Raw genomic sequence first — 25086 nt, forward strand, 5'->3', positions numbered from 1 at the left:
TTAAAAAGATTTAACTAAAACAGATAGCTGGCGATAAAAAAAAATATCAGAAAACATGATCTCTGTAATTAGACGAATTTTTGGAAAGAAAACTGATTTAAAAAATATAAGTAAAGAAACAATATACTCTATAAAATTATTTATTAAGAACAGACCCACTGAAAAATTCAATTAATTTAGTTCAAATGAAATTTTAAAAATAAGATTATTAAGCTTTTTAGTAGAAAACAGCATTTTTAAAACATTAAAATATTGATATGCAAAATAATCCAAAACTATCCATAATAACCATTGCATATAATAACAAGTTGGGCTTAATCAAAACTATGAATTCCGTATTTGCTCAAACTTATAAAGATATAGAATATATTGTAATAGACGGAAACTCCAGTGATGGGAGTAAGGAAATCCTTGAAAAAGTTTCAATTAAATTAGACTATTGGGTTAGTGAGCCAGATTTAGGAATTTATAACGCATTAAATAAAGGAATTTTGAAAGCAAGTGGAGAATATCTATTGTTTTTAAATAGTGGAGATTGGTTTTTTGATGAAAATTCTCTTTTATCTTTTATGATAGATTTAGGTGATTATGATATTATTTATGGAAATAAACTTAATTATTTTTCAAACGATAATATTGTTGAAGAGAAGTCACCAAAAATTATAGATTTTTATATTTTAGCTTTTTCTTATTCTTTGCCACATCAAGCTACGATTATAAAAAAGAAACTTTTTAATGAGATGGGTTTATATGATGAAAGTTTAAAAATAGTTTCTGATTGGAAATTTTCTTTACTAGCAATTTTTAAATATAATTATAAATATCTGCATAAAGAGATAAACTTAATCTATTATGATATGACGGGCATTAGCTCTAATGATATTTATAAGAGCCTACAAATTAAAGAGAGGGAATCTGTTATTGATGAAAATTTTATTAATATTAAGCATATGGCAAACGAAAGTCTTTTGATTCAAAAAATCAAATTTTACTATAAATATTCTAAGATTTTAAGGGTGTTAAAAATCCTTGGTCTAATAAAGAAATTTGATTATTAAAATGTTAGTAAGACTAATACAAATATCGATAAAAGCAGAAAATGAAAATTAATATTTTAAGTGATAAAATTTTATGGTTTGGCAAATATTCAGGTTATGAATGTTTAACTAATTATTTTTCTAATGAAGTTTCAATTTATTTGATTACCTCGAATTATATTTTCTTGAATAAGATTTTTGGTAAGTTTATAAAGTTATACTTAAAATGGAGTCACATAAGTCATCCTCAAGCATTCGCAGAAGTTAGTTTTCTTCGTAAGGTCAAAAGTAAAGATGTATCTCATATCTTATACTTGGAAAATCATTTGCACATACTCACATTGTTAAATAAAAATAAAGAAAAATTGATTGGAACAATTCATTTACCTTTCAAACATTGGAGTAAAAAACAATTATCTCTATTATCTAATTTAAGCAATGCAATAATCTTGTACGATGAAGAAGTCGCTAATTTTGCTCCATATATTTCACTAGATAATATTCACGTAATTAAACACGGTGTAGATATTGATTTTTTTAAACCAGGAGAAAATGTAGAGATAAAAAAAAATAAAATTTTGTTCGTGGGTCATTTTTTAAGAAATTTTGAGATGTTCTATGAAGTATATCAAATTTTGAAAAAGAAATTTAATAATGAATTAGAATATCATTTTATTATTCCCACTTCTCATAGACATCCAAACATTCTAAAAAAAATTATTGACTTACCAAATACTTTTTTTCATGAAGGCTTGAATGATGATGAATTACTTGAATTTTACCAAAGCAGTTATGTATTATTAATGCCTATGAATGATTCTGGGGCAAATACTGCAATTGTTCAAGCAATTGCTGCTGGCTTGCCGATCATCACCACTGACGTAGGGGGTATTAGGTCTTATGGTGGCGAAGAAATTTTTCCAGTCGTTGCAAATAATGCTAGTGAAGAAATGGCCAAGCTTTATATAAAGTATTATACAGATACTAATTACAGAAATTACATTTCCTTAAAACAAAGGCAGTTCGCGATTGAACAATTAGATTGGAATTTAATTTCCGAAAAACACTTAAGATTATATAAATTGATTACTCACGAGCAAAGTTCAAACATTTTATAGTTTTTTAATTAAATCATATTTAATTAAAAAGATTGGGTTAGATATCTAATTATTCTGCTCGAAATTAAATCTTTATGGGAAAATTACCTGGACTAAGTAGAATTACAAAAAAAATAACTTGCAAAATTGCATCAAAGAATCGACGTCATTTCGGTCACTTGATAGAGAGTAAATTTAGTTTTATTATTAAAGAAATTAATTGTCAAAAGAATATTGATATGGAGGTAGTTAGTTTTTCCTCTAACAATGATTACAATGAGCAATTATTATCCATTTTATCATTTTTACGCTATATTGGAAAACCTATTAAATGGACCATTTATTCTGATGGATCTCATACGGAAATGCAAAAAAAACAAATCCGCAACGATACTGATTTTGTCACGATAAAAAGTATAAAGTGGGAAGAAATACTATCTCTGAAAGAACTATGTAATGTTGATCTTCAACCATATCACAATTATATTTTAGATTATGCGAAGAAGCACGCCTTTGGTAAAAGATTATTTTACTATTTAAATCATTCTATAGACTGTCCGACATTATTTATAGACTCAGATATTTTATTTTATGAAAAGGCAAATTTATTTGATATTTTACTATCAGAAGAACCTAAAGTTAATGGTTGGTACATGCCCGATATTGAATGGGGCTGTTTAGATTCTAGATATAAGGCAATTTATTCACAACAAACATATCAAGTTAATGCTGGACTTATGCTTGTTTTTAAAAAATTTGATCATTATAAAAAAAGTCTTGATTTTTATAAAGTTTTAAACGGTAAATATGAATATTTTAGTGAGCAAACGATAATAAATATTTTGCTAAAAGATAATTATTTTATGCCTTTAAGTGCAAAGATCTTTATTTTAGATAATAAAGATCAATTTGATTTTTCACATTTGTATAATCCAAAACAGATTGCTATCAGACATTACACTGGTCCAGTTCGACATAAAATGTGGCAAAAAGATTATCGTTGGCATCTTAGTTTATAAAGAAACAAAAATGAAAAAGGGTATTTTTTTAGTAGCTAATAAAACGAGTCAAAACTATTGTGAGAATTTAGTATATTCAATTCGAAAAAGTGGTTGCAGACTGCCTATTCGACTGATTCATTTTGGAGGAGAAAAAGTAAATTCTAAATATGTTCTTAATGAAGTAGAATTTTTAACTGCTGAAGATTTTTCAGAGGATGCAATTAATTTTATACAAAATTTAAGCACTGTATTAACGGATTGTCCCGTTGGATACTTGTATCGTTTTTTAGCTTGGTTTTCTGATTGGGATCAATTTATTTATTCGGATAACGACATTGTTGCCTTAATGAACTGGGAGAGGTTATTTGAATTTATCGAACATTACGATTTAGTGCATGCCGATGAAGAATACACTACTAAAGGTGTTTATAATTATTTTTTACCAAGTAGAATTGAAGAGTTTTTTGGGAAAGAAAGTTTAAATACAGCTGTCACAGCTGGCCATATGCTTATTAATAAAAGAGCCAAAATGATTGTCGATATAAATAGTGCAATAGAATGGTTTAAACAAAATCCCGATGTGCCTATTAAACATGATCAATCTTTATTGCATGTTGCAACTTTATTAGGTAACTGGAAGATACTTAATTTATGTAAGCAACCATTGAAATGGCTAAGCAGTTGGTCTGGTGATTATTGTAATAACTTAGATTTGATCCATGCAATTCAAGGCGCTTATACGCAAAATACAGTTTCATATAAATTATGGTTTTCAGATTTATCCCAAGATGCCCAAAGTGAGATTATTGAACAAAATGTTGCTCCATCTTTTCCAGTTCACATAAGTCATTTACACTATTCAGGTAGAATAAGGTTAGGTAATGAGGCCATCGATGATTTAATGCTTTCAATTAAAACTAATCAACAAAGATTGACTCTTTTAGCTAAGTATAAGTTAGCAGATTTATTTTACGTCACTTTTGTAAGAAATACTTTTGTCCGAATTAAAAGGAAATTGAAATATATAAGTAAAAATAAAAGAATATGATTGCTGCAATTTGTACTCTTTTTGAAGGCCATTATCATTACGGTGTGGCTACACTTTCCAATTCGCTATACAATAATGGATTTCGTGGAACTATTTATGTTGGTTATCGTGGACTGTTACCGAATTGGATATTAAAAGGAAAAAGAGAAACAATTGGAAAATGGCATGATGCAATAAAATTATCTCCTAGTGATGGATTGGAACTCATTTTTTTACCTCTAGATACTGACTATAGCCTAACTAATTATAAGCCTGACTTTATGGTAGAATTATGGCAAAGTTTGGCAAAAGACGCAGATGCATTATTTTATTTCGATCCTGACATTATTGTTCTCGATCCTTGGGATTGTTTTGAGCAATGGGTGAATTGTGGTATAACCGTATGTGAAGATGTTAATTCTCCATTACAAGAATTCCATCCTAGAAGAGAAGGTTGGAGGAATTATTTTAAAAATTATGAGTTTAAATTAAAATTTGTAAATCAGATTTACGTAAACGGTGGCTTTGTGGGTTTACTCAAAAAAGACATTAGTTTTTTATTTTTATGGATAAAATTACAAGAAGTAATGAGTGAATCAATTGGAGGTTTACAGAATTCTATTTTTTCAAATCAAATTCATCAGTCGACTATAGTAAAAGTAATTGGTTTTCAGTTTTTTGATAAATCAGATCAAGATGCTTTAAACGCAACTATTGAAGCTTACAAAGGAAAAATAAGCTATTTAGGTAAAGAGGGTATGGGTTTTATTCCAGGCGAAGCAACAATGTCGCACGCGTTAGGCAGTGTTAAACCATGGAAAACAAATCATTTTCTTCGATTTATTAACGGAAGAATTCCGAGGAAACAAGATTTTGTTTATTGGGAACAAAGTTCTAGTCCAATCTTGGCCCATTCGAAAAGTGAAATTATTAAAAAACGGATGGCTATTATTACTTTTAAGATACTAGGACGATTTTATAAAGTTTAAAATAATTTTTTTCAACTTTCCTGATATGAAAATACTTTTTATTTGTGGTTCTACGGGACGTGGGCATGATGGTGTTGGCGATTATACACGTCGATTGTGCGCCGAGTTGATACGCCGAGGAGAAAAAATTCAAATTTTGTCATTGTATGATAATCAAACTACCACCTTTTCAAATGAAGATCAAGAAGTTTTAGAAATTAAAGTTAGAGTCCATCGTATACCAATATCAAGTTCTAGTTCTCAAAGGTTTGTATGGTCACAAGGTTTGATAGACATTTTTAAGCCTGACTGGATTTCGTTACAATTTGTCCCCTATAGTTACAACCTAAAAGGATTACCTTTTTGGTTACCTTCTTTTTTAAAGAAATTACAAGGACAACACAAATGGCATATTATGTTTCATGAATTATGGCTTGGAATTGATATTGAGTCTTCGTTCAAACATAAATGTATTGGTAAATTACAACAAATAATTGTAAAAAAAATAGTTTGCACTATTAAAGCAAAGTCAATTAATACGCAAAATAAATTATATCAGTTCTTTCTTCAGTCTAACAATATTAACGCTGAAGTTTTACCAATTTGTGGTAATATATCTCCTGAAAATGTAAAAAATGAAGTAAGACAACATACACAGTTTATTTTGTTTGGTACTATTCATGGCGGAGCTCCTTTTCATGATTTCGTAGTAGATTTAAAGAGAAGGTCAAATACTTTTATCAAGCCATTAAAAATTGTTTTTATTGGTAAAAATGGTTCTCTATTGAGTGATTATACCTTAATACTTGACAATCATAATATCTATTACGAAGTTTTGGGTATGCAATCAGAAAAGACAATATCTCAAGCACTTGTAGATAGCGATTTTGGGATATCTACAACACCGTATTATCAGACTGAAAAAAGTGGAGTTTATGCTGCGTATAGAGAGCATCAAATTAATATTATCTCTGTTGCCCGAAAGTGGACGCCTACTAAAGGACAATACGAAATACCACAAATTATTGAGTATAAAAAAAATGAGCTTAATTTAGATAAAGTAAATTTTGAGTGTTTTGATCTAAATAGTATGGTAACACAATTTATTAAATCAATTACTACAGTATGAAAATAGTAGTTTCTCATCCAACTTTAAATGCAAATTCAAAAAATTTGCTCCAAAGTTTTGTGAATCATAAATTACTCTTAAAATTATTTACAACAATTGCGCTATTTTCTGGTCAATTATTATATCAGTTGAGTAGTAATCCGAGCTTTAAAGTTCTTAAAAGAAGAAGCTTAGATAAAAGATGGCAACCTTTTACACGATCGAACTCAATTTATGAATTTGGTCGCTTATTGGCTTCAAAATTAGGTTTAAAATTTTTAGTTAAACATGAAAATGGTTTTTTTTGTATTGATAGAGTATATCGAAAACACGATCAATGGGTCGCTTCTAATTTAGCTAAATTAAAAAAAGAAGGATTAATAGGAGTTTATGCATATGAAGACGGAGCATTAAATACTTTTACAAAAGCTAAACAACTAGGGATTCACTGCATATACGATTTACCTATTGGTTACTGGAAGACCGCTCGTTTATTAATGCAGAAAGAATTTCATATTAATCCTGAGTGGTCGGCTACATTAACGGGTTTCGTCGATTCACAAACTAAGCTCAATAATAAAGATCAAGAACTGGCTCTTGCAGATGTGATCTACGTTGCGAGCACTTTTACAAAAAATACGCTGCTAGACTATTCAGGAAAATTAGCTAATGTAAAAGTAATTCCATATGGTTTTCCTAAAGTTACTTTTAGAAAAGTTTATAAACCACTAAAAGATCGTAAACTTAAAATATTATTTGTTGGTAGTTTATCTCAACGTAAAGGAATTTCTTATCTTTTTGAAGCAATGAATGGATTAGGAAACAAAGTGGAGTTGACAATTGTGGGCCATAAAGCAGTTCCCCATTGTGCTGTATTAAATCAAGCTCTTAAACAACACAACTGGATTCCATCTTTATCTCATGATCAAGTGTTGCGATGTATGCGTGAACATGATGTTTTCGTTTTTCCTTCTCTTTTTGAAGGTTTTGGCTTGGTAATAACTGAGGCAATGTCGCAGGGAGTGCCAGTAATTACTACAGATCGTACGGCGGGTCCTGATGTCATCGATAATGATGTGAATGGATGGATCGTTCCTGCAGGCTCGTCACTTGCAATAAAAGAAGTTATTTTAAAAATACTTCTTAAACCTGAAATTGTCGAATTTTATGGACGTGCTGCACAACAAAAGGCTTTGACCAGGCCCTGGTCAGTTTATGGACAAGAAATGACTGAATCGATTTTTTCATCTCAGATAGTCAAAACAAACGTATAAATGAATAAAGTGATAGGATCACCAACAGAACCAGATTATAACTATTTAAAAAAAGCGATTTGGCTGTATTTTTTACTTTGGATTTTTGAGGGAGCATTGCGTAAATGGATTGTACCGAGTATGGCTGCACCTTTACTGATTGTACGTGATCCAATTGCTATTTATATTATCCTAAGAGCTTACTACTTAAATGTAAAATTTATAAACTTATATGTAATTTTAAGTACAATTTTTACATTATTTGGTTTAGCTATTACGTTAACTTTTGGACATGGAAATCTATTTGTTGGTCTCTATGGGGCTAGGATCATGTTACTTCACTTTCCTTTAATATTTATAATCGGTTTAGTTTTAACAAAGGAGGATATTATAAAAATAGGTCGCGTGATGTTATTCTCTAATATTTTTGTTACTGTTATTGTTTATTTTCAATTTATAAGTCCTCAATCTACTTTTATTAACATCGGAATTGGTGGTGAAGGTGGTGCTGGATTCTCAGGTTCAATGGGTTTTTTTCGACCTTCCGGTACTTTTTCATTTACAACAGGATTATCATCTTATTATATATTAGTTTCTGTATTTATTTATTATTTCTGGTTGTCCAAAGAATCTTGTTCAAAAATATTGCTTTATACAAGTACAGCAGCATTATTAATTGCATTACCGTTAACCGTAAGTAGAACAGCCGTTGCAGGAGTCATATTAGTTGGACTTTTTGCTATTATAGGTTATTCTAAAAGTTTAAAATCTATTCCTAAATTGGCTATTTCAATAATGGCGATTTTTATTATATTAATTGTTTTACAAAAAACGACTCCAATTTTTAGTCTGGGTACAGAAGTTTTCATGAGTAGGGTAAATACTGCTAACGAACAAGGTGGCGGCTTAAAGGGATCAATTTTTATCAGGGTAATAAATGATTTTGTGGACCCAATAGTTGATTTATTAAAACAACCCTTATTTGTTGGAAATTTAGGTATGGGTACAAATGCAGGAGCACAAATGTTAAGCGGAAAAAGAGATTTTATGATCTCCGAAGGGGAGCTAGGTCGTTTAGGTGGAGAGCAAGGAATTATATTAGGGGGTGGACTTATTATATTAAGATTGATTTTAGCAATTACCTTGTTTTATAAATCAGTAAGATTACCTGTAAATTATAAATTATTACCCATACTATTTTGTGGTACTGCTTTATATTTAATTACTCAGGGACAATGGGCTCAACCAAGTATGTTAGGCTGTACAATTGTGGCATCAGGTCTATTAGTCGCAAGTATAAATATAAATACAGAAACAAAATAGATGAAAATTATACTTTTCACACATCCTTTATTTTTATCTCATCAAAGTATGCCGCGATTTGCAAAAATGATTATGTTGGGAATGAAACAAAAAGGACACGAAATATCAGTATGGTATCCTACTGCAATATTTTCTCAACTTGCTTTCAAAAATGCAGCTTTAAAGAAGTGGTTGGGTTATTTAGATCAATTTTTTATTTTCCCCCTTGAAGTAAAAATAAGGTTATTAAGTTGCACTAGAGAAACATTATTTGTTTTTTCCGATAATGCATTAGGACCATGGGTTCCTCTTGTAAGAAAAAAACATCATGTTGTTCATTGTCATGATTTTTTGGCACAGCAATCAGCCTTTGGTTTATTACCTGAAAGTAAAACTGGAATAAGTGGAAAACAATATCAAAAATTTATTTTTTGGGGATATAGCAAAGCTAAAAACTTTATCAGTATTTCAAGAAAAACCCAAACCGATTTACATTTTTTATTACCCGGAACCCCAAAAATATCTCAGGTTGTGTATAATGGTTTAAATCAGAATTTTGAGCCTGTGAAAGACATTGTTAAATTGAGAAAAGTATTATCAAATAGGTATAACATCAATTTTTCTCGCGGATATATTCTTCACGTTGGTGGTAATGCTTTTTATAAAAATAAATTTGGAGTTTTAGAGATTTATCAACAATGGGCAATATCTTTTAAGGCAACTATACCTTTAATTTTGATAGGAGAGCAACCTACGAGTGAAATGATCGCTTATGCAAACAAATCAATAGCATCAGAGTCAATTTATTTTTTAACAAACATTGACGATGTTCAACTAAAACAGTTTTATCAAGGATGTTCAGTAATGGTTTTTCCGTCGTTGTATGAAGGTTTTGGTTGGCCAATTATTGAAGCGATGGCATCTGGTAGTATCGTAATTACAACTGATGAAGATCCGATGAAAGAAGTGGCAGGAAATGCAGGATTTTATATACCTAAAAAACCTATTGATTCCGAAAAATTATTAAGTTGGAAAATAACTGCAGCAACAGTTTTAGAAAGAATCATGAAATTTACACCTGAACAGCGAAAAGATGCAATATTAAAATCAATTTTAAATTCAAAAAAATTTTCTACTCAAGATTTTATTAATTCTATTGAGAAAACATATTTGAAAATTTTAGAAAACAAGTGAAAGTAATTCATTTTATAGCTAGCATTGATAAAAGTGGCGGTGGCACAACAGAATATATACGTTTGCTCAGTAAAGCATTGAAAGATGATATTTCCCTTATTATAGCCACAGGTGTTTCTAAAGACCCTATAGATATAGAAGGGGTTTTTATAAAATTCTTTGATACCTCTATTTTACGGTGGTTTACTTTTAGCAAAGAATTTTATAATTATCTTCAATACGAAAAACCAGATATTGTTCATATTAATGGCATTTGGAGCCCACAAAATTGGGAGTTCCAAAAGGTTGCTCAAAAGTTAGGAATTAAAGTAATTATCTCTCCACATGGTATGCTAGAACCTTGGATTCTTGCCAATAATCGATTAAAAAAGAAATTAGCTCTGTTTTTATACCAAAAGAAAGCACTTCGAAGATCAACATACCTTCACGCAACTGCTCAAATGGAAGCTAAAAATATACAAGCTTTAGGTTTCACAAACCCTATTTATATCATCCCAAACAGTATTGATTTAAGTGATGTGAAAGAAATTAAAACAAATTATGGAATGCGTAAAATCGTTTTTTTATCTCGAATTCATCCTAAAAAAGGAATTGAATTGCTTTTAGAAGCTTGGAGAAATTGTAACACTACTGGATGGTCGTTAGAAATTGCAGGTAATGGTAATAAAAATTATATATCAACCTTAAATGAAAGTTCTCAAGACTTAAATAATGTACATTTTGTAGGAGCTAAATTTGGTGCAACCAAATGGGATTTTTTACGTTCTGCTGATGTTATGGTTTTGCCTACATACAGTGAAAATTTTGGAATTGTAATAGCCGAATCACTTGCAGTAGGGGTTCCGGTAATAACGACGCACGGGACGCCTTGGGAAGATTTAGAAATTTATCAATGTGGTTGGTGGATTGATTTATCGGTAATAAATTTAGAAAATACTTTAAATCAAGTATTTAACACACCCATCAAAAAATTAGAAATTATGGGTAAATATGGGCGAAAACTAACAGAAGATAAATATGATATTATGGCATTAAGAAAAAAAATGCTTGACTTATATAATAATATCTAATAAAGTGAAAATCACAATAGTTCAAGGCGCTTTCCTGCCCGTGCCGCCAGTATTAGGTGGGGCGGTCGAAAAAATGTGGTATGGTTTAGCAAAAGAATTTATTAGACAAGGCCATGAAGTAAACTACATATCTAAATCATACAAAGGGTTTGCAGATGCTGAAAACGATCACGGAATTAATCACATAAGAGTTAAAGGTTATAGAGTACCAACCTCCGGTATTGTTCTTAAGATTTTAGATTTAATCTACAGTTTTAAAGCGGTTCGCAAAATATCAAATAGCACGGATATTATTGTTTCTAATACCTTCTGGTTACCTTTTATTTTATCGTCAAATCAAAAAACAAAATGTTTGGTTGATGTTCAAAGAATGCCCAAAGGACAAATGAAGTTTTACACACAAAACGCTCGATTAAGAGCTAATTCTAGTCCGGTGGCTAAAGCGATAAAGGCTGAGATCAATAGAAAGTACTTTGAAAAGGTGGTAATGATACCAAACACTTTGCCTTTTAGGAATATAAATATTATTGATTTTTTAAAAAAAGAAAAGATAATACTTTACACGGGTAGAATCCATCCTGAAAAGGGTTTAGATATTTTAATAAAATCTTTTGTTACTCTGTCCTTAACAGATTGGCAATTACTTATTGTAGGTCCTTACACTGTCGAAACTGGAGGAGGAGGGAAAACTTATTTGGAAGAGTTAAAAAAGCTTGCTATGAGCGCTAATGTGTTCTTTTTAGAACCTATTTTTGAAATCGATAAATTGAATGCAATTTATTTAAAAGCCTCTGTCTTTGTGTATCCATCAGTAGCAGAGAGAGGCGAGACGTTTGGAGTTTCACCATTGGAAGCAATGAGTTGGGGATGCGCTACAATAGTTTCTAATTTAGATTGTTTTAAAGATTTTCTGACTCATAATAAAAATGGTTTGTGCTTCGATCATCGGTCGGAACAAAAAGTTGAAATTTTAAATCAGCTTCTAAAAGATTTGATAAATAATCCGAAACTGTTAACTGATTTAGCGAAAGAAGGTATGAAAGTTAATAAAACACATTCTACAGAAAAATTAGCTATTGATTTTTTAAATGAATTTAAATCAATGAAAATAAAATAATAAAAAGAATGAAACAACAGCACTTGCAAAATTCACCTTACGATTCGCCATGGTCCATACATCAGCGTATTAAAATGATAATTTGGGAATACGTATGGTTAATATTTTGTATTTGGACTCCAAAACCTGCTAATCGTTGGAGACTGTTCTGGCTTAGATTATTTGGAAGTCAAATTTACGGAAAACCATTTGTACACCAAAGAGCTAGAATTCAAATTCCATGGAATCTAATATTGCATGACCGAGCCTGCTTAGGAGATCGCGCTAATGCTTATACGCTGGGAGTTATAGAAATATTTGAACATGCAACAGTAGGACAAGAAGTATATTTATGCTCCGGTACACACGCATTTGATAAACCAGAAATGAATTTGATAACAAAAAAAATTACGATACAAAAAAATGTTTTTATAGGTGCAAGGGCTTTTATAATGCCAGGAGTAGTTATTAGTGAAAATGCTATTGTTGGTGCGGGAAGTGTGATTACAAGGGATGTAGAAAAAAATACTATAGTAGCGGGAAATCCAGCTAAATTTATAAAATTCAGAACTTTTGAATAAAATTCCAATTACTGTAATTGTTTCTGTCAAAAATGAAGAACTAAATCTACCATCTTGTCTTGACAAATTGGTAAGGTTTTCTCAAATTATAGTGGTTGATTCTGGAAGTACGGATGATACCATCACTATTGCTAAATCCAAAGGTGTGGAAGTTTTACAGTTTGAATGGAATGGTAAATTTCCAAAAAAACGCAATTGGGTACTTCAAAACGCGAACCTTCTGAATGAATGGATTTTGTTTTTAGATGCAGATGAATTTGTATCACAAGATTTTGTTGATGAAATAGCGATAAAAATACAAGATCCTGCTTACAATGGATTCACAATACAGTTTCAAAACTATTTCATGGGTAAGAAGCTTAGGTATGGATACGAATTTAAAAAGTCAGCACTTTTTAAAAAGTCAAAAGGAACTTACGAAAAAATTGATGAAGATTTATGGAGTCATTTGGATATGGAAGTGCATGAACATCCTATAATTGAAGGTAAGGTTGGAGTAATAAGTGCAAAAGTTATACATAAAGATTACAAAAATTTGGATCATTATATTGCAAAACATAATGCCTACTCTACATGGGAAGCTAAAAGATATTTAAAGTTAAGTAACTATAAAAGTTTAAATTTATCTTTTAACCAAAAAATTAAGTATAAACTTCTATCCACTGGATTACTTCCAATAGTTTATTTTATAGGTGCTTATTTTTTTAAATTAGGGTTTTTAGACGGTCGAGAGGGGTTTTATTTAGCACGTTTCAAATCACATTATTTTTTCCAAATTCAAACAAAAATTTATTCTTATAGAAATAATAAATAGATACTATGAAAATATTCTTGAAAGATGAGTATTGACTATCAATCGATTTTATTAATGTTAATTCAATTAGTGTATAAAAGCAAATAATTTTATTTATTTTAAATAGAAGATGTCATCAACGTAAGACATCAATATTTTGATAAAATATTATAACTAAAACCTCTTAATTTTGAAACATGTTGTACCCATTTTTAAATAGAAGTCTCAACTATTTAAGATTGAATTTAATTTAAACCTCCATTATATTAGTTAAAATTATAGATAACTTTATGTTTATTTTAAAAAGCCTAAAAAAGTAATTCTGGTTTTTTGAGGACACTGAAAAAGTCCTTATTAAGTAAAATAAATAAAAAGCGATAAAGTTGAAACGATTTATGCTTTCAATTTTACCGCTTTTTTTATCTTGCCTTATCAAAAAAGCCTAACATGCTTAGTCAGCAAAAGTACTCTCCTTAGGTAGTTATTCAAATTCATACGGCTTAATCATCCCATTACAAAAAAGATGCTAAAAGATTTGCTCGTTTATCTGATCTCATAACTATCAGAAAAGCTAAATAAATAACGAAAAACATGGGAAAAATTAAGCTAACACCTATTATTACGGTGTGTATAAATGTAAAACATGCTCATTGAAAGAGGGTAAATATAAAACAGGATCTAAATCCAAGACGTAGCCTGTAAAAATTAAAAGCCGCGAACATCACGATCAAATCAAATTTAAAGAAACTGAATTTTTTTAAGATAAAGCCATAAGCAACCATAAGATTGAGGCAAAAAATAGAGAATTAAAAAACGTATTTGGATATGATAAAACGAAATTAATTAGACTAGTATCAATGCGAATGCAAGAGTAATGACTATTTTTTACACCAATCTAAAGAGAATACTCAAAATAACGTAGAAAACAATAGTGCTTATCTAATTTCCGTTGTATAAGCTCTTAATAAGTCAAAATAAGATCTTTAAAAATATCGCTAAAATAACAAACGCTTTTGATGAAATTATTTAATAATTTGTTAAAAGCGTTTTTCTTAATCCAAAAATAATAATGTTGCTTAAAATAAGCGTAGTTGCAATCCCTTTGATTTTACGCCACCTCTTTTTTATAAAAATTATTAGAAGGCATTTTATAGTTTACGCACCGATGAAGTTGTTGCGTATTATAAAAACAATCTTTTAGTCCTCTAAATGGTATGACGTGATCAGTATGTGCTTGTAAATATAGATTCTCTTATTTGATAGTCTTACCTAATTTCTCTATAAAATGTTATCAATAGCCCGTCCTTTACTGTCTATAAAAATTTATATTCCATTGTTTAATAGTACATTAGTGTTAAACTTATTGGATTATTGACTTTCTTAATCTGTATTGAAAATTTGGGACACATCGCATTTTTATATACTTTTTTGCAAAAAATAAGCACACCAATCAACACTTATTGCGTTGCTTACGCTCTAGTTCAAAATAAATCTTGAATGCAAATCTAAAATTGCAGTCAAATATTCATGTCCTTTTGCGGTAAGAATAGAGGTGATATGTGTTGCCCACCACTGATTTGTACGGGTAATCTTCAAACCTTTGATTAAATAGAGATATTTCTTACTCATTGTTGTTTTAGGTTCTCTATAAATAGTTTGTCAATTGATGATTTCCATCAAACGTTTTGCCGGTTTACGATTCACTTTAAAACCTAAATCGTTAAGCTAGAACATGAGTTTCCTAAAGCCATAAAATAGAGGATTAAAATACTTTTGGTCTAGTAGTTGCAGTATTTTCAAGTTCTCTAAACTTTCCTATTTTGGTTTATAATAAAGACTGCTGCGATGAGTTTCTAATAATCGACATTGTTTGACAATACTCCCGTTATTGTGGGTATCGACCATTTTACTCGCGCATTGATGCAGACCAATCCAGACTTTTTCTTAAAAAATGATTCTCCAAAGTCAGCTTACCTATTCCAGGAGAGAGTTTGTCTGCTGGAATTTCATCTTTAGAAACAAGCGCTTTTTCTACATAAAAAATCGCAAAAAGATCCCGTATAGCTTTCTCCTTTCACATTGAAATTTGATTGGACAGTAAATCGTATTTTTTTTGTAATACCTAGATGGCATCTATCTCTTTCAAGGCTTCCAAAATAAATTTTGCTTAGAAATCATTCCCGGAAGTTTTTCTTATACTTGACATAATAAGGCTAATTAAAGGTTTTATTTTCATCTCAGGCAGTCGATCTATATTGTTCGAATTTTTGGACTTACTATATATTTATTTGTTTTATTCAAGTATTATTTTTAATTATTTATGAATTAGTACTTTTTATTCAAATTGTATGGAGAGAAAAGTTTTTTTTACCCATAAATTAAAACAAACTTAACAATTTCGTTTTGATATGGTCAAGGCAAATTTTCAAAAAACAATAATAGAGCGCAGGATAGAATAATTTAAAATTTAATCTTTAACTGTAATGCTAGACTATTTTTAAATCAGTTTATTTTAAGATAAATTACGTGTTTATGTTAAATTTTGACTTCTAAAGAATTATCATAATGATTTATACTATTTCAATTTTATTGTGAAATGTTTAGCGATATTAATCTTGAAATTAATAAGTTATTATTGAAAATATGCTGTTTATCGATTATTACAGCTATATAAAGAAAATGCATTTAATAGTGAAAAGTTTTTCTTTTTTTTGTAAGGTAATGTACGGAAGATTTATGACTTTTCTAAAATTAGATTTCTTAATACGCTTCTGTATTTAGAGCCAAATGTACAATTCTACCGTAAAACTTGAAATGTATCTAAGTTTAAATCTTATAAATAAATAGTATAATGAAAGTATCGATAATAACTGTATGCTACAATCGCAAAGATACTATTGAAAAAGCGATACAAAGTGTTCTAGGGCAAAACTATGCAAATATTGAGTATATTATTATTGATGGTAATTCAACAGACGGAACAAAAAAAGTTATTGAGTCTTACAGAGATAAATTAAGTTATTATGTATCAGAACATGATAACGGTATGTATGATGCTATAAACAAGGGGTTAAAAGTAGCGACAGGTGATATAGTAGGTTTAATGCATTCAGATGATGAATTTTATGATAACACTGCAATTGATAAAATTGTATCACGCTTCATAATAGATAAAAGTATTGATGGCGTTTATGGAAATGGAGTTTATGTTTCAAATAATGAAAAAGAACGAATTATTAGAAGTAGAATAGGAGGTAACTATAATATTAATAAATTAAAAAAAGGATGGTTGCCTTTGCATCCTACCGTTTATATTAAAAGGTCAGTAATTAATAAAATAGGTTTTTATAACCTTGATTTTAAGATTGCATCTGACACAGATTTTCTTCTACGATATTTATTTAAGTATCAAGTTAAAATGAGTTATATCAATTCCTATATTGTTAAAATGAGAATGGGAGGAATGAGTACAAATTTAAAAAGTGTCTTTAAAGTTTTATGTGAAGATTATAACATTTACAAGTCACACGGTCTAATTGCATTTCAAGCAGTATTTCTAAAAAAAACGATCGCGTTAAAACAATATTTACAACATTAGCAAAAAAGTATAATAATAAACAGGTAATAATTTTAACCTATTGAAAATACTACTTCAAACTTTTGTGCATTTAGTAATGAAATAATATTATCTACAAAAATAATGTGCAAGTTAACAACAATAAACTATACTAAAAAACTGTGTTTTTAAGTGCTAAATATAAAAAAAGATCATGAGAAGTAACTTCCCTTTTATAATTTTAATTGCAGTGATGATGCTACAATCTTGTACGACTAGAAAAGAAATGCTCTATTTGCAAGATTTAGATAAAAATGTAAATTCTCCACTAAATTACGCATCTACGAAAATACAACCTAATGATATTTTGAATATTGAAATTAGTGATTTGAATCCGATTGTTGCTGCACCATTTAACAGAAATTATTCTGCTTCGAATTCTCAAATGTCAGTAGAGATGATGAAATTAACAGGTTATTTAGTCACTCCGAAGGGAGAAATTACTATGCCCATATTAAATGGAGTTGAAGTCACTGGCTTGACACCAACTAATTTAGAAAAAAAAATAAAGGATCGATTAATCTCCGAAGGATATTTAATAAATCCTACAGTTCAAGTTCGAGTGGTTAATAATAAGTTTACAATCTTAGGAGAAGTAAATGTACCTGGTGTAATATCTTTTACTGAGGAATCAATAAGCTTACTCGATGCAATAGGACTCGCGAGAGATTTAACGTATTCAGCAATTCGAACGGATATTATTTTAATCAGGGAATTAGACGGAAAACGAGTAGTGTATCATATAGATTTGACCACTTCATCATGGATGTCTAATCCAGATTTCCGAATTAGGCAAAATGATGTAATTGTGGTTAAACCAAATAAATTAAAAGCTAACAGCGGAGGAGTAATCAAAGATCCATTACAGATTTTTGGATTAGCTATCTCCACAGCAGCACTTATAATATTGATCGTAAGATAAGAACCTTTTTACAATGAAGGTTTTTAAAGTAGAAACAGAGCTCATTTATTGTTTGATCTAATTAATATTTCAAATCTTCAAATAATCATGGATTTTAAAAAAGAATTCTTAAAATATTTTATTTACTGGCCTTGGTTTGTACTTAGTTTACTGATATGCCTTGGTGCTGCATTTGTTTACATAAAAATGGTACCACCAACCTACCAAACTTTAGCAATGATTTTTTTAGATAAAAAACAAGAAGACAAATCAAAAATTATTACAATCAGTACAGATCAAAAAAGTAATGATGAAAACTTAGAGGATGAGATCCGGTTAATAATGTCTAATGAATTTTTATTAAAAATTGTAAAAAAGACAAATTTGAATATAAGTTATTACCAAAAATCACTTACCGTACATAATAACTTTGTCAAAAAGGTACCTTTCATTATTAGTCCAATAATATCTATAGATTCACTTCCACAAGCCTCTTATGATATCAAAATTGGCAGTAAAGGTTTTATTATAACAAATATAGAGAATGAAAAGATTTATAATATAATTGGTTACGAAGGAAAACAATCTACTTTAGGGTTACCTTTTGAAATTCGTTTATCTCCCACAGCGATCAGTAATCCATCAAATTTTTATGACAGCGAATATAAGATCACTATTGAACCAACACAGGTTGCACTAAAAAATTTGAAATCATCGCTTATTGTTTTGTCTGATCAAGAATCTAAAGGAACAATAGAAATTAATCATATCGGATCAAATCCAGTAAGATCAAGAAAAATTTTAAATGAAATAATTACCTTATTAAATAATCAAATAGTTAGTAATAAGCAAAAATCATTCATAAACACTGTTACCTACTTAAATCAGAGAATAAAAAGTTTTAATAAGGAAAAAGATTCCATTCAGAGTGTCAAAGAAAAATTCTTACAAAAAAATGATATTTTAGTTATGGATAATTATATCGTCGAAAAAACCGCACAAAGAAGTCTTAAAAGTGACAATTATAATCTCAATCAAAAGCAAATTTCACTTACCAAATTTGCAATAAGTGATATTAAAAAATCCTCGAATAGTTATTCTTTAGGAACAGATTATAATTTGGAGGCACCTACTGTTAATCAAATGCTTTTGAATTACAATTCAAGGCTTATGGAAAGTGAAATAATTTTACAAAGAGCTCAAAAGAATAATCCTTCTTATATAAGTCTGATGACTCAATTGAAGATTCAAAAGCAGGAAATACTAAATACTTTAGAAGGTTATTTGAATTTTTTAAATCAAACAAACAAGTTTAATACATCCGAACAAAATATCGCCACATCAAAAGCTAAAAGCATCCCTACAAAGGATAAAATTTTAGGTAATATTAATAGCGATCTTAGTATGAAGGAAGAAACGTATTTAGCATTGCTGCAAAAACGAGAAGAAGCAGTTTTAAATGGAGCAATTTTAGAATCAAATATGCAAATTTTAAATTATCCAGAAACTAATTATTCAGCGATATTTCCTCAACCAAAATCATTTATGTTAGGATCTTTATTGTTTGGTGTACTAATTCCATTTGGAATTATATATTCAAAATTATCTCTTGATACTAAAATACATAATGAAGAAGATTTACAGAAAGTACTACTAAATGTGCCTATGCTTGGTTACATTCCTAAAATTAGTTCAGATGAAAAACTAGATAATACAGCAAATTCGCGTTCGTTAATTGCAGAGGCGACTCGTTCCCTGGTTTCAAATATTTCTTACTTGATTCAAACAAAAAAAGATTATGCAGGAAAAATTATCATGTTTACATCATCAATACAAGGTGAAGGAAAATCATTTTGTGCGTTTCATACTGCAATTTCAATAAGTAACTTAAATAAAAAGGTATTGTTAATAGGAGTTGACTTAAGAAATCCTCAATTACATGATTATTTTAACGTAGATCGAAATAATTCGGGTCTCACTGATTATTTATCTAATAAAAATGAAGATTGGAAAGGATTTTTAAAAAAAGAAACTAGCTTTTCTAATAATCTTGATGTGTTAATTGCCGGTGAAATACCACCTAATCCAACGCAATTATTAACTAATTCGAATTTTGAAAGGTTGATTGACGAGGCTAAGCAAATTTACGATTACGTCATATTAGATACAGCTCCAGTGCAAATGGTATCTGACACACTAAATTTAAGCCATTTGGCGGATGTTACCGTATTTGTAGTAAAGTATGATTACACAGATAAAAGTAGTCTAGGAAAGGTAAATAATTTTATAAATAAAGAACAATTAAAAAATGTGGGTATTGTAATTAATTCGGTGAACATGAAAAAAGCATACGGATATGGCTATGGTCAAGATTATAATTACCAGTATCAAGAGCTAAATCTGAAGAAGCCATGGTATAAGTTTACGTAGGATTAGCATAGTAGTTAAAAAGTGAAGTCAAAAAAAAATTAAAGTAAATATCAGCATACAACTGATAAAGGTATCGTAGCACTATTAATTTCATTAATTAATGTTGGTTTTAATTTTTCGCAGCTAATTAGAGTCTAGATTTAGAAATGAGAATTACGTACTACAATAGATTTTAAATTTGAGTACTAATTGTTATCATTTACTTACAATGATTTTTTTACTTGCTTTTAGTTTTATTTTAAAATTATACATCCATCATAAAAACTAGAGAAAAGAGTCTTAAATAATTTAATTTTTTTGTAAATATTTAATTGTAGATGTTAAGGTATTTGAAGCGAGTTAGTTTTTTATTCACAAAAAAAATTCCTATCCTATTTAATGTTTGTTTTGGAATAGTAGGAAGTTTAATTGGAGCATTGATCTACTATTTATTTAAATGATTGAAAAAATGCGAAATAGACATAAATTAACCTTTATTTTTTGTTGCGCTATTGCTGATATGGTCGCAATGGTCCTAGGAACTGTAATTTTTTTGAATTTAACAAACGAAGTTACAAATAGCTGGAATTCTTTGATCCTTGATAAATTGATCGCAATAGCAGTTTTAAGTTGGTTGTTTTCTGTTACCTACTTTAAATTATATAGAGTAGACGTTCTTTTTAGTTTAGAAGATTTTTTTCGCAATAGTTGGCGATCGTTTTTTACACAGCGTATTCTTTGGCATAGTTATATTTTTATATTTCATGATGATCTGACATCAAGATTTGGGAGCAAAGCAAATTTGTTTTCTTTAAGTTTTTTATTAGTTTATTTTTTACTGTCCAGAGTATTATTTACATTTTTTAGAGAAAAAAGCAAAGGCTCTTTTTTTAAACCCTATCGAGTTGCTATTTGGGGCTTTAATAAAACAAGTATTGAATTAGCTTCTCATTTAGAAAGTAATTCGTTTTTTATTGATTTTGTTGGTATTCTCGATGAAAATTCAAAAGAAAATTATATAAACAAGCATGAATTTAACACCGGGCTTTCAGAAGCAATTGAAAATGCAAATTTGAGCAATATTAATGAACTCTATATTGTTTCTAATCCAGAATTAATAGAAGATTTAAATCATTTCTTTTTGCTTGGTGATAAGCACTGTATGCGTCTAAAATTTGTTCCTGATTTCTCATTGATTTCGAAAAGGAATTTTAATTCTAGCCATTTAAATAATTTTCATGTAATTAATCCGCGATATGAGCCATTGCAGAATGCCTATAACAGATTAATTAAACGAGTATTTGATGTTGTTTTTAGCAGTTTAGTACTTATTTTAATAATGTCATGGTTGTACCCTGTAATTGCTTATTTCATCAAGAAGCAAAGTAAAGGTCCTGTCCTATTTAAACAGCTGCGAACTGGAATTAAGAATGATTCATTTTACTGTTATAAGTTTCGCAGTATGTATATAAATAATAATGATGAAGGTGAGCAAGCTAAAAAAGAAGATGCAAGAGTAACTCCAATAGGAAAGTTCCTCCGTAGAACAAGCTTAGATGAAATGCCACAGTTTATGAATGTGCTAATGGGAGATATGAGTGTTGTGGGACCTCGCCCTCATATGATCAAACATACATTGGATTATATTTGTCATATTGATAATTTTATGGTTCGCCATCTTGTAAAGCCCGGTATAACTGGTTTAGCACAAGTTTCTGGTCTGAGAGGCGAAACTAAAAAAGTATCGGATATGAAACGCAGAGTAAGTACTGATATACAGTACGTTCAGTCGTGGAGTATAATAAAAGATCTTAAAATTTGCTTTTTAACAATAATAGTAACAATAAAAGGAGATGAAAACGCCTTTTAAATTTAAAATTTAAAAATTATGGATATTACAAACTACCTTATGGGTTTAGTCACAGGAATTTCTGTGACAGCCTTTCTTGTTGGGAAAGAATTGTATAAATATTACACCAGATATACACTCCAAAAGAAGCAATTAGATCGCTTCCTTAAAATGTACGACAAGACTAAAAATATCAAGACATCAGAGACTGCACATTTAAGAGCTGGATAGTTGGATTAACTATTTTTTAATTATAATGTTGTAATAAAAAAGGAAATTAAAAAAATAGTCCTTTTCTACTTTCAATTTTAAATTAGAAAAGTATTACACGTAATATTTTAAAATTATTGATTCGATAACTTGCAATTACATTTTATTATTAATTTACTTTAATTTTTAATTAAAGTAAATATTTTAAAATAAGTTTTAATTACAAATTTCAAATCATAAAAAAAACGCTACAATTACTTGTAGCGTTTTAGTGGGGAGAGCAGGATTCGAACCTGCGAAGTTTACACAGCAGATTTACAGTCTGCCCTCGTTGGCCGCTTGAGTATCTCCCCTAAGCCTTTGAGTACAACAACTTGTTGTTGTTAGCGGTGCAAATATAGAAACTGTTTTTGTTTTTGCAAACAAAATTTACACTTAATTTTACTATTATTTTTAACGTATTGGTAGTGAATAAAATAAAAAAAATCTCCACTAGGGAGATTTGATTTTTATAATAAGAGAAGAGTTTATTTTGCTAATAGTTCAATAATTTTAGCCCTAAGTGCATCACCTCTCAAATCTTTTGCTACTACATTTCCTGATGCATCAAGAATAAATGTGGCTGGAATAGATTCTACTTTGTATTGCGCTGCAATCGGCTCATCCCAAAATTTTAAATTTGAAACTTGATTCCAAGTCAACTTATCTTTTGCAATTGCTTCCTTCCATTTAGACTTGTCTTTATCTAAAGAAACTCCTATAATGTTAAGTCCTTTACTATGTAATTCTTTGTAAATTGCGACAACATTGGGATTTTCTTGACGACATGGACCACACCAGGAAGCCCAAAAATCTACAATTGTTACTTTTCCTAAACTTTCTTTTAAGGAAATGATTTTACCATCAGGATTAGGAGCTGAAAAATCTGCTCTTCACTTACCGTCAGTTGTTGGGGCAGTAGCTCCAACAGCCGCAGGTGCTTTCATTTCCGCAAGTTTAGTTTTAATAGCCTTACCTGGTTTTGTGTTTTTTAATGATTCATCTAAGCTATTGTATAATTTTTCAGATTTTGAAACATCTGCAGATGGATCATTTAACATACCTTGAATTATTAATGCAGAAATAAATGATTTTGGATGAGATTCAGCATAAGTAAGATATTTTGCTTTTGAAGCATTTCCTACTTCTTCTTGTAATGTATTGAATTCTTTCATCAACCCATTGATAACAGCTGTATCTTTGCTTTGTTGAGCAATATTCATTGTTTCCATGTTTTTAGTTTGAAAATCCATAAGTTTCTTTTGAACTTTTGTAATTTCCTCATTGAAAGTAACATACTCGTCATTATTATAAGTCCCAGAAACTTTCGATTTTTGAATACTATCTTTATTAATCGCAATAGTTACTTCACCATTTTCTAATATGAAAGGTATTTTAGCCTGTGCTCCTTCTAATTGAATTGTATAAAATGTAGGCTCTGTGATTTTACCTTTCATTTCAAATTTTCCGTTTTCCACCTTCACAGTGTCTTTAGCAAGCAATCCCATACCGTTTTCATCTTGTGTCTCTAAGATGATTGTTTTACCATTTTCAATCCCCGTTGCAGTTCCTGAAATGATGTACTCGTCTTTGCCAACTTTGTTACAAGAAATTAGAACCACGGCTGCCGAAAGTAATAAAATAATTTTTTTCATTATTAATTAGTTAATTGAGTTAAGAGTGCAAAAGTATTTAAATTTATTAAGATACAATTATTTTTTAAACTTAAAATTTTGTTATAATTTTCTGTTTAAAAGGATTAATTTTATTTATTTTAATACAACAGTTAATCAGTTCAAATTATACTTTTATCAGCCTGCTTAACTCATTGAAAATCAATCACTAAGTTATAGTATAAATGATTTGTGATATAAAAATTTTTCGCATCTACTGCAGCTCAATTTATAAAAAAATATAACTCTTTATATTCATTTGTGCACAAACAAAAAAGCATCCTAATTTAGGATGCTTAAATTTTCTTGTTAACAAACAATTAATCTTGGTTGATTGTCTTTCTCCACGTAAATGCATTTAGAATATGTCGTTTTGCAAATCTACCAGGAGATTCTGCATTTACCATTTTTACATAGGTAGCCTTTGGCACACTAATATATTCGTAAACACTTCCGTTCGAAAAGTTTACAATTAAACGTCCTTCTACAAATTTATAATCCGAAATTGTTGACGTAGAAATTGTTTCAGTATACTCCGGTAAGTTTGCTTTTATAGTTTCAGGATTTATACTAACTAGAAAGTGATAAGCCTCAATAATTTTTTTACTATTTTCTTCGGCTACTTTTAGTCCTTCATCGTCGCCTTGAAATTTATCGGGATGCGCTTCTTTCATTGCGTTGCGATAAATGGTTTTTAAATCTTTAAGTTCTGCAGTTTTATCTACATTAAGCAATTTGCGGTATTCAACTATTTTTTTCATAAATATGGTAACTACTTGTCTTTTAATATAAAATCAGTGTAATAAGATTTCAAAATCGACAAATTTTTTGCAAAGGTACACTTTTTTTATTTCTAATTATT

21 protein-coding genes, 1 tRNA gene and 1 pseudogene are annotated in these 25086 nt (G+C 29.5%); 18 read left to right on the forward strand and 5 right to left on the reverse strand.

What is annotated here, in order from left to right:
- The first annotated feature begins 257 nt into the window (after positions 1-257).
- The 13 genes from BUA99_RS09855 to BUA99_RS09915 all read left to right on the forward strand — a co-directional run bounded on the left by BUA99_RS09855 (position 258) and on the right by BUA99_RS09915 (position 13548).
- Entirely contained in the window at positions 258-1058 is an 801-nt protein-coding gene (locus BUA99_RS09855; protein WP_072991593.1) for a glycosyltransferase family 2 protein, read from the forward strand.
- Positions 1059-1099: 41 nt separating this feature from the next.
- Positions 1100-2155 carry a glycosyltransferase family 4 protein gene (locus tag BUA99_RS09860; protein WP_072991596.1) on the forward strand — a complete coding sequence of 352 codons (1056 nt, stop codon included), beginning with the start codon at positions 1100-1102 and terminating at the stop codon, positions 2153-2155.
- A gap of 74 nt (positions 2156-2229) precedes the next feature.
- Positions 2230-3153, forward strand: coding sequence for a glycosyltransferase family protein (locus BUA99_RS09865; RefSeq protein ID WP_072991599.1), 924 nt, complete (start codon positions 2230-2232; stop codon positions 3151-3153).
- 10 nt (positions 3154-3163) lie between these two features.
- Complete coding sequence (locus tag BUA99_RS09870; protein ID WP_072991602.1) at positions 3164-4183, forward strand: hypothetical protein; 1020 nt, start codon at positions 3164-3166, stop codon at positions 4181-4183.
- Positions 4180-5151: a hypothetical protein gene (locus tag BUA99_RS09875; RefSeq protein ID WP_072991604.1), complete on the forward strand. Its 972-nt coding sequence runs from the start codon at positions 4180-4182 to the stop codon at positions 5149-5151. Before BUA99_RS09870 ends, BUA99_RS09875 begins: the two co-directional genes overlap by 4 nt.
- Before the next feature lie 25 nt (positions 5152-5176).
- The gene (locus tag BUA99_RS09880) at positions 5177-6259 is read left to right on the forward strand and encodes a glycosyltransferase (RefSeq protein WP_072991606.1); all 1083 of its coding nucleotides are present in this window, start codon (positions 5177-5179) and stop codon (positions 6257-6259) included.
- Complete coding sequence (locus tag BUA99_RS09885; RefSeq protein WP_072991608.1) at positions 6256-7512, forward strand: glycosyltransferase family 4 protein; 1257 nt, start codon at positions 6256-6258, stop codon at positions 7510-7512. The genes BUA99_RS09880 and BUA99_RS09885 overlap by 4 nt, the downstream gene beginning before the upstream one ends.
- Positions 7513-8814, forward strand: a complete 1302-nt coding sequence (locus BUA99_RS09890; protein WP_072991610.1) for a hypothetical protein — start codon at positions 7513-7515, stop codon at positions 8812-8814.
- Entirely contained in the window at positions 8815-9987 is a 1173-nt protein-coding gene (locus BUA99_RS09895) for a glycosyltransferase (RefSeq protein ID WP_072991612.1), read from the forward strand.
- Positions 9984-11057 (forward strand): glycosyltransferase, encoded by a 1074-nt coding sequence (locus tag BUA99_RS09900; protein WP_072991615.1) that lies wholly within the window; start codon positions 9984-9986, stop codon positions 11055-11057. Before BUA99_RS09895 ends, BUA99_RS09900 begins: the two co-directional genes overlap by 4 nt.
- A gap of 4 nt (positions 11058-11061) precedes the next feature.
- Entirely contained in the window at positions 11062-12174 is a 1113-nt protein-coding gene (locus BUA99_RS09905; RefSeq protein WP_143151746.1) for a glycosyltransferase family 4 protein, read from the forward strand.
- An 8-nt stretch (positions 12175-12182) separates the two neighbouring features.
- Positions 12183-12734, forward strand: a complete 552-nt coding sequence (locus BUA99_RS09910) for a DapH/DapD/GlmU-related protein (protein ID WP_072991620.1) — start codon at positions 12183-12185, stop codon at positions 12732-12734.
- Positions 12727-13548 (forward strand): glycosyltransferase family 2 protein, encoded by an 822-nt coding sequence (locus BUA99_RS09915; RefSeq protein ID WP_072991623.1) that lies wholly within the window; start codon positions 12727-12729, stop codon positions 13546-13548. The genes BUA99_RS09910 and BUA99_RS09915 overlap by 8 nt, the downstream gene beginning before the upstream one ends.
- A 1455-nt stretch (positions 13549-15003) precedes the next feature.
- Here BUA99_RS09915 and BUA99_RS15115 read toward each other — a convergent pair.
- A complete protein-coding gene (locus tag BUA99_RS15115; protein WP_159430943.1) occupies positions 15004-15156 on the reverse strand; it encodes a hypothetical protein in 153 nt (50 codons plus the stop codon).
- 1222 nt (positions 15157-16378) lie between these two features.
- Here BUA99_RS15115 and BUA99_RS09925 point away from each other — a divergent pair.
- The 5 genes from BUA99_RS09925 (at position 16379) to BUA99_RS09945 (ending at position 22533) form a co-directional block, all read left to right on the forward strand.
- The gene (locus BUA99_RS09925) at positions 16379-17125 is read left to right on the forward strand and encodes a glycosyltransferase family 2 protein (RefSeq protein ID WP_072991625.1); all 747 of its coding nucleotides are present in this window, start codon (positions 16379-16381) and stop codon (positions 17123-17125) included.
- A 172-nt stretch (positions 17126-17297) separates the two neighbouring features.
- Positions 17298-18065: a polysaccharide biosynthesis/export family protein gene (locus BUA99_RS09930; protein WP_072991627.1), complete on the forward strand. Its 768-nt coding sequence runs from the start codon at positions 17298-17300 to the stop codon at positions 18063-18065.
- Between the two features lie 87 nt (positions 18066-18152).
- Positions 18153-20474, forward strand: coding sequence for an exopolysaccharide transport family protein (locus BUA99_RS09935; RefSeq protein ID WP_072991630.1), 2322 nt, complete (start codon positions 18153-18155; stop codon positions 20472-20474).
- A 448-nt stretch (positions 20475-20922) separates the two neighbouring features.
- Complete coding sequence (locus BUA99_RS09940) at positions 20923-22323, forward strand: exopolysaccharide biosynthesis polyprenyl glycosylphosphotransferase (protein ID WP_159430944.1); 1401 nt, start codon at positions 20923-20925, stop codon at positions 22321-22323.
- Between the two features lie 18 nt (positions 22324-22341).
- On the forward strand, positions 22342-22533 hold the full coding sequence (locus BUA99_RS09945) for a hypothetical protein (protein ID WP_072991633.1): 192 nt from the start codon (positions 22342-22344) through the stop codon (positions 22531-22533).
- A 251-nt stretch (positions 22534-22784) separates the two neighbouring features.
- Here BUA99_RS09945 and BUA99_RS09950 read toward each other — a convergent pair.
- The 4 genes and pseudogenes from BUA99_RS09950 to BUA99_RS09960 form a co-directional block, all read right to left on the reverse strand.
- Positions 22785-22865 (reverse strand) — tRNA-Tyr (locus tag BUA99_RS09950).
- Between the two features lie 174 nt (positions 22866-23039).
- A pseudogene (locus BUA99_RS14835) lies at positions 23040-23426 on the reverse strand (TlpA family protein disulfide reductase); the annotation flags it as partial.
- 18 nt (positions 23427-23444) lie between these two features.
- A complete protein-coding gene (locus tag BUA99_RS09955; protein WP_084673525.1) occupies positions 23445-24206 on the reverse strand; it encodes a DUF4369 domain-containing protein in 762 nt (253 codons plus the stop codon).
- Between the two features lie 338 nt (positions 24207-24544).
- Positions 24545-24985, reverse strand: a complete 441-nt coding sequence (locus BUA99_RS09960) for a KTSC domain-containing protein (protein ID WP_072991637.1) — start codon at positions 24983-24985, stop codon at positions 24545-24547.
- Between the last annotated feature and the right edge of the window lie 101 nt (positions 24986-25086).

Origin of the sequence: Flavobacterium segetis (assembly GCF_900129575.1) — a bacterium.
In the GTDB taxonomy this organism is placed as follows: domain Bacteria; phylum Bacteroidota; class Bacteroidia; order Flavobacteriales; family Flavobacteriaceae; genus Flavobacterium; species Flavobacterium segetis.